Annotated in this window: 13 protein-coding genes; 11 read left to right on the forward strand and 2 right to left on the reverse strand. The window is 40.0% G+C overall.

Going from position 1 to position 15,720, the window contains the following annotated elements:
• Position 1: 1 nt before the first annotated feature.
• Positions 2–544 carry a primosomal replication protein PriC gene (priC, locus tag SB028_RS03800; RefSeq protein WP_069368554.1) on the reverse strand — a complete coding sequence of 181 codons (543 nt, stop codon included), beginning with the start codon at positions 542–544 and terminating at the stop codon, positions 2–4.
• A 137-nt stretch (positions 545–681) separates the two neighbouring features.
• On the opposite strand from priC, the gene apt reads away from it, so the two are divergent.
• The 11 genes from apt (at position 682) to yjiA (ending at position 13,868) form a co-directional block, all read left to right on the forward strand.
• On the forward strand, positions 682–1,233 hold the full coding sequence (apt, locus tag SB028_RS03805) for an adenine phosphoribosyltransferase (RefSeq protein WP_069368732.1): 552 nt from the start codon (positions 682–684) through the stop codon (positions 1,231–1,233).
• A 254-nt stretch (positions 1,234–1,487) separates the two neighbouring features.
• A complete protein-coding gene (gene dnaX / locus SB028_RS03810; RefSeq protein WP_069368553.1) occupies positions 1,488–3,461 on the forward strand; it encodes a DNA polymerase III subunit gamma/tau in 1,974 nt (657 codons plus the stop codon).
• 54 nt (positions 3,462–3,515) lie between these two features.
• Positions 3,516–3,845 carry a YbaB/EbfC family nucleoid-associated protein gene (locus SB028_RS03815; RefSeq protein WP_023580840.1) on the forward strand — a complete coding sequence of 110 codons (330 nt, stop codon included), beginning with the start codon at positions 3,516–3,518 and terminating at the stop codon, positions 3,843–3,845.
• Entirely contained in the window at positions 3,845–4,450 is a 606-nt protein-coding gene (gene recR / locus SB028_RS03820) for a recombination mediator RecR (protein WP_069368552.1), read from the forward strand. Before SB028_RS03815 ends, recR begins: the two co-directional genes overlap by 1 nt.
• Positions 4,451–4,694: 244 nt before the next feature.
• Entirely contained in the window at positions 4,695–5,363 is a 669-nt protein-coding gene (locus SB028_RS03825) for a vWA domain-containing protein (RefSeq protein ID WP_248620032.1), read from the forward strand.
• On the forward strand, positions 5,363–6,118 hold the full coding sequence (locus tag SB028_RS03830; protein ID WP_069368551.1) for a PP2C family serine/threonine-protein phosphatase: 756 nt from the start codon (positions 5,363–5,365) through the stop codon (positions 6,116–6,118). The genes SB028_RS03825 and SB028_RS03830 overlap by 1 nt, the downstream gene beginning before the upstream one ends.
• Positions 6,112–7,587 (forward strand): hypothetical protein, encoded by a 1,476-nt coding sequence (locus tag SB028_RS03835; RefSeq protein ID WP_069368550.1) that lies wholly within the window; start codon positions 6,112–6,114, stop codon positions 7,585–7,587. The genes SB028_RS03830 and SB028_RS03835 overlap by 7 nt, the downstream gene beginning before the upstream one ends.
• 15 nt (positions 7,588–7,602) lie before the next feature.
• Entirely contained in the window at positions 7,603–10,110 is a 2,508-nt protein-coding gene (locus SB028_RS03840) for a TonB family protein (protein ID WP_069368549.1), read from the forward strand.
• Positions 10,111–10,446: 336 nt separating this feature from the next.
• Positions 10,447–12,597, forward strand: a complete 2,151-nt coding sequence (locus SB028_RS03845) for a carbon starvation CstA family protein (RefSeq protein ID WP_069368548.1) — start codon at positions 10,447–10,449, stop codon at positions 12,595–12,597.
• A gap of 61 nt (positions 12,598–12,658) precedes the next feature.
• Complete coding sequence (locus SB028_RS03850) at positions 12,659–12,865, forward strand: YbdD/YjiX family protein (RefSeq protein ID WP_004245057.1); 207 nt, start codon at positions 12,659–12,661, stop codon at positions 12,863–12,865.
• Positions 12,866–12,887: 22 nt separating this feature from the next.
• Positions 12,888–13,868 (forward strand): GTPase, encoded by a 981-nt coding sequence (yjiA, locus tag SB028_RS03855; RefSeq protein ID WP_069368547.1) that lies wholly within the window; start codon positions 12,888–12,890, stop codon positions 13,866–13,868.
• A 170-nt stretch (positions 13,869–14,038) separates the two neighbouring features.
• Here yjiA and SB028_RS03860 read toward each other — a convergent pair whose 3' ends face one another.
• Complete coding sequence (locus SB028_RS03860; RefSeq protein ID WP_069368546.1) at positions 14,039–15,361, reverse strand: serine dehydratase subunit alpha family protein; 1,323 nt, start codon at positions 15,359–15,361, stop codon at positions 14,039–14,041.
• Between the last annotated feature and the right edge of the window lie 359 nt (positions 15,362–15,720).

Genomic DNA, 15,720 nt, shown 5'->3' on the forward strand with positions numbered 1-15,720 from the left:
ATTAAAATTTATCTTCTTGTTTCTCAATGCCTTTTTCGATAGAGAATAGCGCATTTTTACAGCGTGCAAGGCGATTTTCAAGCGCGGCAATCTCTTTTTGTAGCGCTTGTTGTTTCATAAAGCTCTGTGCTTGTGTTAATGAAAGCTCTCTATCTTGGATCATGGCTTGTAATCGACGCTCATAATCCTGATGTTGGGCAAGTTTTTGGTATAAATCGACACTTTTTTTTCGTTGAGTAAGCTGGTTCTCTTGCTTTCTTAGTGTTTGTGTCGATAATTCACGAGTTAATGCTTCAATTTGTTGTAGGATTTGTGTGGCCAGAAATTTAACCTGCTGGCTTCGTTGTGCCTCAACACAAGCGATTAACTGAGTAAAATTATCGCGGATCTGTTGCATATAGCCGCCAAGAGAATCACTTCGGCGGTGGAATAGTGCTGTGTCGAAGCAAGGTGCTGCAATTTTTTTGTTTGCAATAGGTGCCACTGTTTCGGCTAGATTGTCTATCTGTTTTTTAAACAAGCTTAAAGGATCGGGTTTATTCATCGGTTTCTTGTCCCTGTTTTAATAAAAACATGAATTGACTTAAAGCAACAAAAAAGAGTTGTTAATTGGCTTTCTGTTGCATTTTAACGGCATATTGCATAGATTCTATCGTTTCGTTTTTTATTATGGCACTGATTATGACTGCTAACGCGCAACAACTGCAATTTATTAAAGACAGTATTGAAACCATTCCAGATTATCCAAAAGAAGGGATATTATTCCGTGATATTACTACATTATTGGATAATCCTGCCGCATATCAGGCAACCATTGATTTATTGGTAGAACATTACCAAGGTCAGGGTATCACTAAAGTTGTGGGTACCGAAGCGCGCGGCTTCCTATTTGGTGCTCCTGTCGCTTTACGCCTAGGGGTTGGTTTTGTTCCTGTTCGTAAAAAAGGTAAATTGCCTCGCGAAACGCTCAGTGAAACTTATGATCTGGAATATGGCACAGATACTTTAGAGATCCACAAAGATAGCATTACGGATCAAGACAAAGTATTAATGGTTGATGATTTACTGGCAACAGGTGGCACCATTGAAGCAACTGCTCGTCTTATCCGCCGTTTAGGTGGGACTGTGACAGAAGCTGCATTCATTATCTGCTTACCTGATTTAGGCGGTATCGAACGCTTAGAAAAACAAGGTATTCACAGCTTTACATTGGTTAATTTTCCAGGACATTAATATCTTCACTGTTTAGAGATGGGCGAATTAAGTTCTTATCTTAAACACAAGTAAGAGTGCGGGTGTTTATATATCTTTTATAAGTTTTTCTATTTTTATAAATGTATATTGCCCGCACAATTGTGACTTCTTACTTTATCTAAAATTTCTGCTGGTTCTTTCATCAATATCTCATTTGTTTCTTACAGATCTCGCTCAATAGGTCGCCCCTGTGTTAGCATAGAGACAAATCTCGTTCAAATTTAGCGGAATCAATGAGCTATCAGGTACTTGCCCGTAAGTGGCGCCCACAAACTTTTAACGATGTTGTTGGTCAACGTCATGTGTTGACTGCTTTAGCTAATGGTCTTGATCATCAGCGACTTCATCATGCCTATCTTTTTTCTGGCACAAGAGGTGTCGGAAAAACCACTATTGCCCGATTATTTGCTAAAGGGCTTAATTGTGAAACAGGCATTACGAGTAAACCTTGTGGTCAATGTGCAAATTGCCTTGAAATAGAACAAGGGCGTTTCGTTGATTTAATTGAAATCGATGCGGCATCTCGAACTAAGGTAGAAGATACCCGTGAACTTTTGGATAATGTCCAGTACGCGCCAGCACGTGGACGCTTTAAGGTCTACTTGATTGACGAAGTTCACATGCTTTCTCGTCACAGTTTTAATGCGTTACTAAAAACATTAGAAGAGCCGCCAGAACACGTTAAATTTTTATTAGCGACGACAGATCCACAAAAATTACCTGTCACAATATTATCGCGTTGCCTGCAATTTCATTTGCGAGCCTTAGATATTGACCAAATTGCGACACAACTCGAAAAAGTGCTTTCAGCAGAGCATATTGAAAATGATGTGCGAGCACGTCAACTTATTGCTCGTGCCGCTGATGGCAGTATGCGAGATGCGTTAAGCTTAACTGACCAAGCTATTGCAAGTGGCGAAGGTGTTGTCAGCGCGGAAGTGGTTAGCCAAATGCTGGGTACTATTGATGACGCTCAACCTTTAGCATTGATTGAAGCGCTGGTAAAAGCAGATGGTCAGCAGGTCATGTCGCTGGTTAATGAAGTTGCTTCAAGAGGTACTGACTGGGAAAATTTCTTGGTTGAAACACTCTCATTATTGCATCAAATTGCGATGTTGCAGTTATTACCTAGTGAAGAAAATCCTCAAGAGCAATTTACTCAAGAACGTTTACGTTTATTGGCTAAATCGGTTTCTCCACAAGATCTACAGCTCTATTATCAAACCTTATTAGTTGGGCGAAAAGAACTGGCTTATGCGCCAGATAGACGCATGGGGGTTGAAATGACGCTACTACGTGCGCTTGCTTTTCATCCTAAAACAGTGATTGATGAAATACCTTCTGCGCCATTAGCACAAACGTTACCTTCAGCATCATTGCCTACAAATAGAATGTCTGAACATTATGCTCCACAAACGGTGCAGACGCATTCGTCTCAAATGGCTCACCCATCTTCTTCACCAAAAGAAAATAGTGCTTCATTAGGCAATAGTCCCGCAGCGCAACTTTTAAGAGCAAGGCAGGCAATAAAGGGGTCGGAACAGCAAACCCCGCCAAAAAAGTCTGAACCGGCGACGCCTAATCGGGCTAAGCCGGCTGCTAGTGCATTAGAGCGGCTAGCAGCCGTGAGTGAAAAACGCCAGCAAGCTGCGAAGCGTCAAACTAATGCACCTGAAAAAAAGAAAAAAGAAGCGTATCAGTGGCGTCCGCAAAACCCTGAGCTCATGTCAACGCAAGAGACGGTTTCTTCACCTAAAGAGATCAAAGAAGTTCTCGAGTATGAAAAAACACCTGAATTAGCAGCAAAAATTGCTAAAGAGTCGCAAGAAAGAGATGCTTGGGCGGCTGAAATTGACAAAATGCCATTACCTAAATTGGTGCAACAACTGGCATTAAATGCGTATAAAGAGACCGTAAGCGAAGAAAACGTTATTTTGCATTTACGAACTAAACAGAAACATTTAAATTCAGCAAATGCGTTACGCACGCTCACTAATGCGTTAAGTGAATTGCATGGAAAAGCAATTTCACTCACAATTATAGAAGATGATGATCCAGCGGTAAAAACGCCGTTGGAGTGGCGACAAGCCATTTATGATGAAAAATTGGCGTTATCGCGTCAATCGATTATTACGGATAAAACGATTCAAACATTACAGCAATATTTTGATGCTGAATTGGATGAAGAGAGTATCCGACCTGTTTAATCGCAACATGTTGTATGACTTCATACTGTGTGGCTTTTACAAAGAGAGACAATTATGTTCGGAAAAGGTGGTTTGGGTAATCTGATGAAGCAAGCCCAACAAATGCAAGAAAAAATGCAACAAATGCAAGAAGAGATCGCAAACTTAGAAGTGACAGGTGAATCTGGCGCTGGCTTAGTTAAGATCACTATCAATGGTGCTCATAATTGCCGTCGTGTTGAAATCGATCCTAGCCTGCTAGAAGATGACAAAGAGATGCTGGAAGATCTGATTGCTGCTGCCTTTAATGATGCTGCGCGTCGTATTGATGAAACACAAAAAGAAAGAATGGCCTCTGTTTCTAATGGAATGCAATTGCCGCCAGGCTTTAAGATGCCATTCTAATGCAAACTAGCCCACTTCTTGAATCATTAATGGAAGCGTTGCGTTGTTTACCCGGTGTTGGGCCTAAATCAGCGCAACGAATGGCTTTCCAACTACTTCAACGTGATAGAAGCGGTGGTATGCGACTTGCACAAGCACTCACGCGTGCAATGTCTGAAATTGGTCATTGCTGTGATTGCCGGACTTTTACTGAAGAAGAGCGTTGCACCATTTGTGCTAATGTTCGCCGTCAGCAAAATGGGCAAATTTGTGTTGTTGAAAGTCCTGCGGATATTCATGCTATCGAGCAGACAGGGCAGTTTGCAGGTCGATACTTTGTTTTAATGGGGCATTTATCCCCTTTAGATGGTATTGGACCTATGGATATTGGTTTAGATAGACTTGAAGAGCGCTTAAGCCAAGAGACTATTTCTGAAGTGATCTTAGCGACAAACCCGACCGTTGAAGGTGAGGCAACAGCCAATTATATTGCTGAAATTTGTGCGCAGTATGATATTGCCGCTAGCCGAATCGCTCATGGGGTTCCTGTGGGAGGCGAGCTTGAAATGGTCGATGGAACAACGCTTTCACACTCTATTGCTGGACGCCAAAAAATCCACTATTAACATCATAAATAGTTTATTAAAAAAGCACCTTTTACAAGATGTAATCAGGTGCTTTTTTTCATCTGAAATCATGAAAATGGCCTCAATTTTAATTTAAAACATCGGGTTTTAAATCTTAAAGCTTATTGTTTTTCAGAAATATCTTTATCTTCACTTTATTATTTTTTCTTTCTGATGAATTTTGCGTCTTTATGTTACATTAATAATTATCATGAAAAATAATAACTGAATGATGGAGCATCTTATGATCCCTGACGTAGCCTTAGTTGATAATAGTGAACAAAGAACCCCTCTGATCTTAGTGCTAGATAGCTCTGGTAGTATGTATGGGCAGCCTATTCAACAATTAAATGAAGGTCTTAAGCTACTTGAACAAGAATTAAAAAATGATGTTATTGCAGCGAAACGTGTGCGTATTTTAGTCATTGAATATGGTGGATATGATCAATGTACTGTTCATGGCGATTGGAAAGATGCGATGGATTTTACGGCACCTGTTTTGGAGGCAAATGGCACAACCCCGATGGGGCAAGCCATTACGCTAGCACTTGAAGAAATTGAAGCTGAAAAACAGCGCTTTAAACAAGCAGGTGTGGCTTATACTCGTCCTTGGTTATTTTTAATGTCTGATGGTGTTCCGACAGACCAATGGGAACACGCCGCGCAGCTTTGTCGTCAAGCAGAAGAAAATCAAAAAACAGCGGTATTTCCTATAATGGTTGATGGTGCATCAGCAGAGGTCATGGGAAGCTTTAGCCGTAATGGTGTTAATGGTGTGAAAATGCTTAAAGGACTGCAATTTAAAGAATTGTTCTTGTGGCTAAGCGCCAGTATGCAGGTGGTTTCTCAATCAACACCAGGTGGTACGGCACAATTACCTTCAACTGATTCTTGGGCGAGTGTACCTGTTTGATGAATGATTGGTTAGCTTATGGGGCATCTGTGACAGGTATTGCCCATCAAGAGCGTCAAATTCCCTGTCAGGATGCTTATTTTATTCGTCGTAAAGGTGAGTATCTTATCGCCGCTGTTTGTGACGGTGCAGGCTCTTCTCGTTATAGCGAACAAGGTGCTCAGCTTGTTGCTCGGTTATTTACGCTACGCATTACAGAGTGGCCAAACATTGATTTGTTAACCGAAAAACAGATAACGCAAGGGGCTAAACAAGTTATTGAAGATATTCGCCTCCAGCTGGCGGAATATGCAGAAATAAAGCAGTGTGCGCTTAATGAATATGCATCAACACTAGTGGCATGTTGGGTTGGTGATGATAGTGGCTATTTATTCCATTTAGGTGATGGTATTGCTGTGGTGGAATACAGTGATGGTACACGTTATGTATCACAGCCTGAAAATGGGGAATATGCAAATCAAACATGGTTTGTGACATCAGAAAATTGGGAATCGCATCTACGCGTTATTCCCCTCAATAAACCGGTAAAACAGGTTATTTTGATGTCAGATGGTGTACAGCCTTTTGCCATGAATAAAACGTGTGATGCTTTGTATGAACCCTTTATTACTCCCGTGCTCCGTTATTTAAAAACAGTATCAGAAGAGAGCGGAAGTGAGGCATTAGCAGGGACTTTAGCTGATCCTCGAACACATTCAATTACAGGCGATGATAAAACCTTAATTATTTGTATCAGGGATGAAGCGTTGTGGTAAAAGCGAGAAAAAAAGGGATAGTTCAACTTGTATCTAGTCAATTACAAGATGAAAACGGTAAGATTTATCAAATAGGTGATTTGATAAAAAGCGGAGGGGCTGGCAGTGTTAGCCATATTAATAACGCACCTCTTCAAGTATCAAAAGTTTATCATGACAAAATTGATAAAGCCTATTATTTGAAAAAAATCACGGCAATGCAGAAGTTAGAACCTGCATTAAAGCCCGTTTCTGTTAATGGCACGCCTATTATCCAGCTCGCATGGCCTCAAGCACGTTTATACAATAGTCAAAAGCAATTTGTTGGCTTTGTGATGCCTGAACTTGATGTCAAAAATACGATTGAGTTGGAATACATTCTTCAAGAACGCCAAGCCAAAGCTCATGGCTTACCCTCGGGAATGGGGGCGAAAGTGAGTCTCGCCTATAATCTTTGCTCATTGATTGATGCTTTACATCAGCAAGGGCACCGTATTATTGATATGAAACCATTGAATTTACGGTTTTATAAATCAAGCTTGTATATGTCTCTTCTCGATTGTGATGGTTTTAGTATTCAAGGTGAAAATACACGTTATCCTGCGGGGCAATTTACCGTTGAATATTTAGCGCCTGAATTTCAAGCTAAACAAACTATTCCAGAAGCAGAAGAAGAGTGGCAAGATCGATTTGCCTTAGCCGTTATCATTTTTCAGTTGCTTAATTTTGGGATCCACCCCTTTAGTGGTCGCCCTAAAAATGACACTGTACCTACAGATATTCCAAGGCGTATTGCTGGGCGTTTTTATGGTTATGGGATAAAAGCACATAATTTAATTACACCCAGTGTGGCGAGTGGACATAAACAATTACCTGATAAATTAAGAACTCTTTTTGATAAAGCGTTTTCAGGCACACCTTCGCAAAGACCCAGTGCAAAGAGATGGGCGACAGCACTTTATGAATATGCACAACCCGAAAAGCAACAGCTAGTCGTTTGTCAAAAAGATAAAAATCATCAGCATTTTGCAGGTAAAGCTTGCGCAGCATGTGCAAGAGAGGCGAAGTTACAGCAAGTTGCTATTACGCAAAAACAAAACCAAACGCAACGTGAACAAATTCGTCAAAAAAGAGTACAAAATGCGAATATCCGACAAGCGCCAATTCAACCTACGCCAGCGAAACCGATTCAACCGCCTGCGATATTTATAGCGGTTAAAAATGCAATAAACCAAGTCCCTAAAGTCATATTTCATACCGCTATTGCTATGTTGATCCCTGTGATATTTGGAGTTTTGATGATGAATTTTATTCCACAGGATATAAGTAGTGAGTTAGCTTCTAATTGGGTCTCTGATTTAATCAAAGCGGATTATTTTAAACAATTTATAATGGCGATAATGAGTGTGATGTTTTTAATGGTTTCCGTAATCGTTTTATTGATCCTGTTTGTTTTCCCTTCATCGAGTATATTGAAAAAAAGGCCATAGATTAGGGAAAATAAAATGAAAAAAAGAGTAAAACTTATACTGATTATTATTGGCATTATAACGTTACTGTTCCCTTTTTGGTTACCTGCTTTTTTAGTTTCAACTTTTAGTTTGATTGATAGTTTTAATAGCAAAATTCTCCCCTCATCTGTTCGCTTTGATGAGCGTAATTTCTTACTGGGAGTGTGGGTAGGCTCTCTGATTATGACGATTGTGATGTTGTTGCAATCGTGGCGATCTAAAAATATTTATTATTTATGTGGTGGTGGGCTCGTATTTTTAATGGCACTCAGCGTGTCATTTTCGATTATCCCCAAAAATGAATTAGAAGATCGTCGTCGATTTGTTTTACAGAATATCGAACAATCAGAATGGAAAAATTATCATGACTTAGTTGTTAACAGTGAAGATGATATTCGTAAAGCTATTCGCTCTAATCAACCGAAAGCATTAGCGTCTATTAGTGCTATGGAGAAAGCCAGAATAGCTTTACCCGGGCTAGATTATTTTAGTGATGATGTGATAGACGCGATAAAAGCGAAAGAAGCTTATTTCGCTTATGCTAAGGGAACACCAGAACATGCAGAAGCAGTCAAAACACTCAATTTTTATGGCGACTGGTTATTAAATCAGCCGGAGGTTATGGTTGCTCAGGCATTGGCTTCTCTTTCAAATAGCCATGATGCTCAATTAATGCAATCAGGTATAAATGTGATTGCTGTTGCACCATTATCACCTGAAGCATGGCAAGTTTTAGCGCTGACTTATATTGCTCATCTTTCTTTGGATGCACAAGTTGAAAAAGCGATGCTAGCTTTAATGGTGGCGGATACACTGACACAAACTAAACAAGCTCGTCATGATGTTTCAGTACAACCATTATTGAAAAAAGCAATTTCAGAGCTTACTGAAAATCAACGGCAGATTTATCAAATATTGCAGGCGCGTGTTATCGAAGATCGTTTTTATCGGCAAAACAATTCTCCTCCAGAAGAGATAACAACGTTAGCAAACCAACGATTACCAGTGAATAACGCAATTAATAATGATTTAACCACTTATCTTGAAATGCAATCAATGATGGGAAAGGAGTATCCTGGAAAAGTGATCGTTGAATCGCCTAATGAAGTGAAAAATTTAACGGAGATCCGTTATCCAACCATCAGAAAGTATATCCCTCGTGCAGATGTTATTTTATCGGTTGATGTCAATCCTCAAGGGCGTATTTCAGGGCTTTGGGTACAAAACAGCAGTGGTATTGATGCTTTTGATGATCAAGCCGTGAAAGCTGCTCGCTACTGGCGTTTTATGCCAAACAAAGATGGGTATCGTCAACGAGTGACAGTACGTTTTGAAAGTACCCGTCTTGGTTGGAAAGAGTATGCCGTTAAGCTGCAATCTACATTGATAAAATTAGTGAAAGCCTACGCAAGACAAGATGCTAAAGGGATAACACTGACCGAAAATGCTTATTCAGAATTGAAAAAACAAGCACCAGAATTAAAAGATGGAAGAGAAGTGGCTCGCTCTAGCTATGATCCTTATGCTTCTTATTACCCTAGATTATCCCAACAACAGCAAGAAAAACGTGCAGCGTTACAAGCTATCTTAAAAGAGTTACAAACATTGCCTAATGGTAAAAATAACCATGAAAGTTGGGATAATAGTATTCGTTTCTTAAATGAAAAACTGGCTCTGTATCAAGATAATGCTGATGTTGTCAGAATGGTTGCTCGTTTTGAGTTGCAGTATTACAACGTGGGAATTAATAACTTAGCGAGCTCCCCTAAAATTTATCCGCAAGATAAAGAATATTGGCAAACTTTATTGTTGAAAGCGCGTACTCATTTTGAACAAGCTATTGCATTAGATCCTGAGCGTGAAGATGTTTGGTTAGGTTGGGGGATCACATGGCTTGATGAGGATCCTGAAATCGCAGCGGGAGCATTTGCTAAAGCCGCACAACAGAAGTCAAAAGAAAGTATTGGATCTCTTATGCAAATGTTAGAAATGCGTATGGTGATGGAGACACTTGAAGGTGTACGTTTAGAGCGTTATCAGACTTTACGAGCCAGAATGGATATGCGTTATTTACCTGAAGACGTCGAAATCAAGCCTGAAGAGGATTATCTCAGTGATGATTTAACTCAAATTCAATTAACTCAACGTGCAATACCCGCATCAGACCCGAATAGCAAAGTTGTTCGTTCACCGTTGAATACCAACAAAATTGAGCAATCAAATCGGGTATTTAGCATTGATTTTTCATCAGCGAATATCAAAGGCAGTGATCAGGCATTACCGAAAGTGAATGCACCTGATACAGCCCCTAAAACAGGGGATATGATCTTACAACTCGACGTTGATCCCCAAGGTGTTCCCACTGTGGTGTTATTGAAATCGAGTAGTGGTGACATGAGTATCGACGATGCTGTTATCGATGCTGCATATCAATGGCGTTTTAATGGGTCACCTGCTCTAAAAGGTAATGTGATTTTGATATCTGTTCAATTTAGCCAATAATCACTATTCAATTAAATAATGTTATAAAAAACCGCCGTTTTTGTTAATAAAAAGGCGGTTTTCTTTTATTTAGAGATTTTCTAACTTATTGAAAGTCATAAATTTGTTATCTTGATCACAAAAAAAACACCATTTAAAAATAGCAGAACCACTTAACTAAGAAAACAGACCGCTTAATTCGTTATACAACCGCTAAGAGATTTAGTCACTCCATTCCTATGTAAGAATTCTTATTATGTAGCTGCGGGCAGTTCTCTCTCAGATTCGCTTAAATCATTCTCTGCTGTCCCGCATTACTCTTTGGCTGTTCGGTCTTGCCTGAAAAAAAGGTGTCTCATGAACAAAAATACATTTTTAAAGCACGTACCTTGGGTGATCCTCGGGATTATTGGTGCTTTTTGTCTTTCAGTGGTTGCACTTCGTCGTGGGGAACACGTCAGTGCGCTGTGGATAGTTGTTGCTTCTGTTGCTGTTTATTTAGTTGCTTATCGTTATTATAGTCTTTATATCGCTCAAAAAGTGATGAAATTGGATCCAACGAGAGCAACACCTTCTGTTGTCAATAATGACGGTTTGAACTACGTTCCAACTAACCGTTACGTTTTATTTGGTCACCACTTTGCGGCTATCGCAGGTGCGGGTCCTTTGGTGGGGCCAGTACTTGCTGCGCAAATGGGATATTTACCGGGTACACTTTGGCTATTAGCTGGGGTTGTGCTTGCGGGTGCAGTACAAGACTTTATGGTGCTGTTTATTTCAACACGCCGTAATGGTAACTCACTTGGTGAGATGATAAAGAAAGAGATGGGTCCAATTCCGGGTACTATCGCGTTATTCGGCTGTTTCCTTATCATGATCATCATTCTTGCAGTGCTTGCACTTATTGTTGTTAAAGCATTAGCAGAAAGCCCATGGGGAGTATTCACTGTTTGTTCAACAGTACCGATTGCCCTGTTTATGGGGATCTACATGCGCTATATCCGCCCAGGCCGTGTTGGTGAAGTCTCTGTGATCGGTATTGTATTACTGGTTGCTGCGATTTGGTTTGGTGGTGTTATTGCTCACGACCCATACTGGGGACCTGCGTTAACCTTTAAAGATACAACCATCACCTTTGGTCTTATTGGTTATGCTTTTGTGTCCGCATTACTGCCAGTTTGGTTGATCCTAGCACCTCGCGATTACTTAGCGACGTTCCTGAAGATCGGGGTTATTGTTGGTTTAGCCGTTGGGATTGTGATCCTAAACCCTGAACTGAAAATGCCTGCGGTTACTCAATATGTCGATGGTACAGGTCCATTATGGAAAGGAGCTTTATTCCCATTCTTATTTATTACTATCGCTTGTGGTGCTGTTTCTGGTTTCCACGCACTGATTGCTTCAGGTACAACACCTAAGCTTATCGCCAATGAAATGGATGCGCGTTTTATCGGTTATGGTGCAATGTTAATGGAATCATTCGTTGCAATCATGGCGTTAGTGGCTGCATCTATCATTGAACCCGGTCTATACTTTGCAATGAATACACCACCAGCAGGTTTAGGTATTACTATGCCGAACCTCCATGAGTTAGGTGGTGAAAATACCGCAGTTATTATGGAGCAGTTAAGAGAAGTTACTGTACATACTGCTGCAACGGTGAGTTCATGGGGCTTTGTTATTTCGCCAGAAGAAATTCTACAAACGGCGAAAGACATAGGTGAGCCTTCTGTATTAAACCGTGCTGGTGGTGCGCCGACCTTAGCCGTGGGTATTGCGATGGTATTCCATAAAATCATTCCTGCTGCGGATATGGGCTTCTGGTATCACTTTGGTATCTTGTTCGAAGCGCTCTTTATTTTAACAGCGTTAGACGCAGGTACACGTTCTGGACGCTTTATGTTCCAAGACTTGATAGGTAACTTTATCCCTTACCTGAAGACAACAAACTCATTCATTCCGGGTGTGATTGGTACAGCGGGTTGCGTAGGATTATGGGGATATCTGTTATATCAAGGTGTTGTTGACCCATTAGGCGGAGTGAAAAGCTTGTGGCCACTGTTTGGTATTTCAAACCAAATGTTAGCCGCGGTTGCTCTGGTATTAGGTACTGTTATTTTAATTAAGATGAAACGTACTAAATATATCTGGGTGACAGTTGTTCCAGCAGTATGGTTATTAATTTGTACAACATGGGCGTTAGGTCTGAAACTTCTTAGTGATGATCCACAAATGGAAGGTTTCTTCTACTTAGCAAATGAATACAAAGCGAAGATTTTAGCGGGTGGTGCCGACTTAACTGCAGCTGAAATTACCAATATGAATCATATTGTTATTAATAACTACACCAATGCTGGCTTAAGTATTCTGTTCTTAGTGGTTGTTTACAGCATCATTTTCTACGGTTTCCGTACTGCAATGAAAGCACGTAAAACCCCAGAAGAAACAGCACAAGAAACACCGTATGTGCCTATGCCAAAAGATGTAAAAGTGTCTTCAGGTCACTAATTTAGGTTGGTAGGTAAAATCCCCCGCTCTGGCTTGCTAGGGCGGGGCTTAGGAGAAACTTATGTTTGGTAATTTAGGACAAGCTGGAAAATATCTAGGACAAGCAGCCCGTATGCTAATAGGTATTCCTGATTACGATAATTATGTGCAACACATGAAGGATAACCACCCAGATAAGCCGGTTATGACCTATAACGAGTTTTTCCGTGAGCGTCAGGAAGCCCGTTATGGCGGTGGTGATGGTAAAGGCGGTTTTCGCTGTTGCTAATGATCCGTAAAGGAGATAAATGATGGAACCTATTGCAGTGACAATACTGACCGGTTTTTTAGGATCCGGAAAAACAACACTGTTACGCCATATGCTTAATGAAAAGCATGGTTATAAAATTGCTGTTATTGAAAATGAATTTGGTGAAGTACCTATTGATGATGAAATCATTGGTGATAGAGCCACTCAAATAAAAACACTGACCAATGGTTGTATTTGCTGTAGTAAATCGAATGAATTAGAAGACACACTATTAGACTTATGTGACAGTCTAGATCGTGGTGAAATCGAGTTTGATAGATTAGTTATTGAATGCACGGGTATGGCTGATCCTGGCCCTATTAGCCAAACATTCTTTTCTCATGAGATCATCTGCCAGCGCTACTTATTAGATGGCATTATCACGCTTGTGGATAATGTTCACGCTCAACAACAACTGGATCAATTTACGATTGCACAATCACAAATTGGTTATGCTGATCGCATTCTGTTAACGAAAACAGATATCACGCCAGCCTCTCCTGAATTAATGGCTCGATTAAGACGTATTAATGCCAGAGCACCAGTACATACCGTTATTCATGGGCAAGTTGATTTAGGACTCCTGTTTAACGTAAAAGGTTTTATGTTGAACGATAATCTCGATGTAAAACAGCCTTTGTTTCGTTATCAGGCGGATAAGCAAGATGATATCAGTTCGATTGTGTTAAAATTCGACTATCCCGTTGAGTTACAAGAAGTTTCAGACGTAATGGAAAAATTATTATTAAGCTTTGCTGATCATCTTTTACGTTATAAAGGGATATTAAATATTAAAGATCAGCCTAATCGTTTGCTATTCCAAGGGGTACAACGTCTTTATAGTGCTGATTGGGATAGACCGTGGAATGACGATGAAATACGTCAAAGCACATTGGTCTTTATTGGTATTCAATTACCAGAAGAAGAGATAAGAGCCAATTTTGATGCATTGATGCCTAGTATTGAAGAGAAGGCTAATTAACCGAATACCCTGTAGTGAGTGTTAGAATGTAGTAAGAAGTCACCGTAGTAGCCGTAAATAGCAGTAACGAATATTGATAAGCTCCTGACTTGAGGAGGATCCTGTTCCTAGGATCTTATGTTTTACCCCATAATACGGGTTATTATGGGGTACTTTTTTAAACACTCAAATTAGCCATTAGCAACGGCTTTATATTCCATGATCTCAATAATTTGAACATCAGTATGTTGCATTGCACGGCTTGCTAATGCACATAGATTTTCAATTGTAGAATCCACATCATGAGCGACAATGCCGTCATTACCTGTCACATAAGTGTTGTCTAGCGCCATTAACACGGCTTTATACGCTGCACTCGCTCCAGTTGAGACTTTCATCGCACAGCTATTTGAGGCGCCATCACAAATCACACCACTGATATCACCAATCATGCTACTAATTGCCATAGCCATAGAATCGTAACGTTCATCCATTAGCCATGCAATTGCACCCGCCGCTCCCATTGATGCGGTTGTTGCTGCACATAATGCAGATAATGCAGGAAATTTATGGTGAATATAGATAGCCAGTAAATGAGAAAGCATTAATGCTCTTGCCATTTTCTCTTCGCTAACATGTAAATATTCAGCAACCACCACAACAGGCATCGTTGCAGCAATACCTTGGTTACCTGAACCTGAGTTACTCATTGCGGGTAAAACGGCGCCCCCCATACGTGCATCCGATGCGGCAGAGGTACGGATCATAATTTCTGATAATAAATCTTTTGCTAATAAGCCACGCTGTTGTTGGCGTTGTAAAGTTTGTCCAATATGTAAACCATAAGTATTGCTCAAACCTTCTTTTGATAACGCATCATTTAAGTGTGCTGATTCAAGGATAAAAGAAATGTCTTCTACGGGCGTTTGAGTAACAAACTGGTAAATCTCTTGGGTATTGGTTTGGGTCAACGTTTCTTTTATTTCGCAAGGTGATGCAGATTGTTCTGCATCAGTACAAGTGTTATCAAGAACAATATGACCGTTATGAATGATTTTAACAATATTAGTGTGGTTACCTGCAATAATGACTGTTGCGCTATTTTCGCCATCTTCAACAGTCACTTCGCTATATAGCACTTCTTGGCACGCTTTTTTAATCGAAACAGTCACAATGCCTGCCGCTAATAATGCTTTGCTTTGCTCTACGTGCTCTGATGTTGCATTCTTTAATACTTCAAGACCTGCTTTACAATCACCGCCCACAGCACCTAAGCTTGCGGCAATAGATAATCCCACCATGCCCGTACCAGGTACGGTTACACCCATACCGTTTTTCATTAAATTAGGAGAAACTTCTGCGCTAATGCGGGTAATCGCGTGTTGTAGGTAACTTGCTGCTGTTGCAGCCGCTAATGCAAGCGAAATAGGTTCTGTACAACCTAAAGCGGGTTTTACTTGTTGTTTAACTGCCGCTATCAATATTTTCCAACGAGAAGATAATTGTTTTTTCATTGCATGCATCCAATAAACAGTATGAGAATTCAATGGGTTATTCTATTTTTAATACCATCATCATACTGAATTTATTGGAGAAAGTTTTTTCTGAATTTACTAACATTGTTCAAATGTTGAGAAAATATTACCCTTTATATCTTCTATATTGGTAATTTTTTCCACATAAGATAAAGGTAAATGTTTTGGCTCTTTAATGTCATTTATCCGTGCAAGAGATGATGCTTTTGTCTCTAAATATATAAAGATGAGGGGATGAAAAATACAAGTGAGTAAGATTATTTAAGAAATTAATGGTGAGATGAAATAAAAAGGCAATAGAACGAATACACAATTCTATTGCTAGTATAATTATCATA

The organism is Proteus vulgaris (genome assembly GCF_033708015.1).
In the GTDB taxonomy this organism is placed as follows: domain Bacteria; phylum Pseudomonadota; class Gammaproteobacteria; order Enterobacterales; family Enterobacteriaceae; genus Proteus.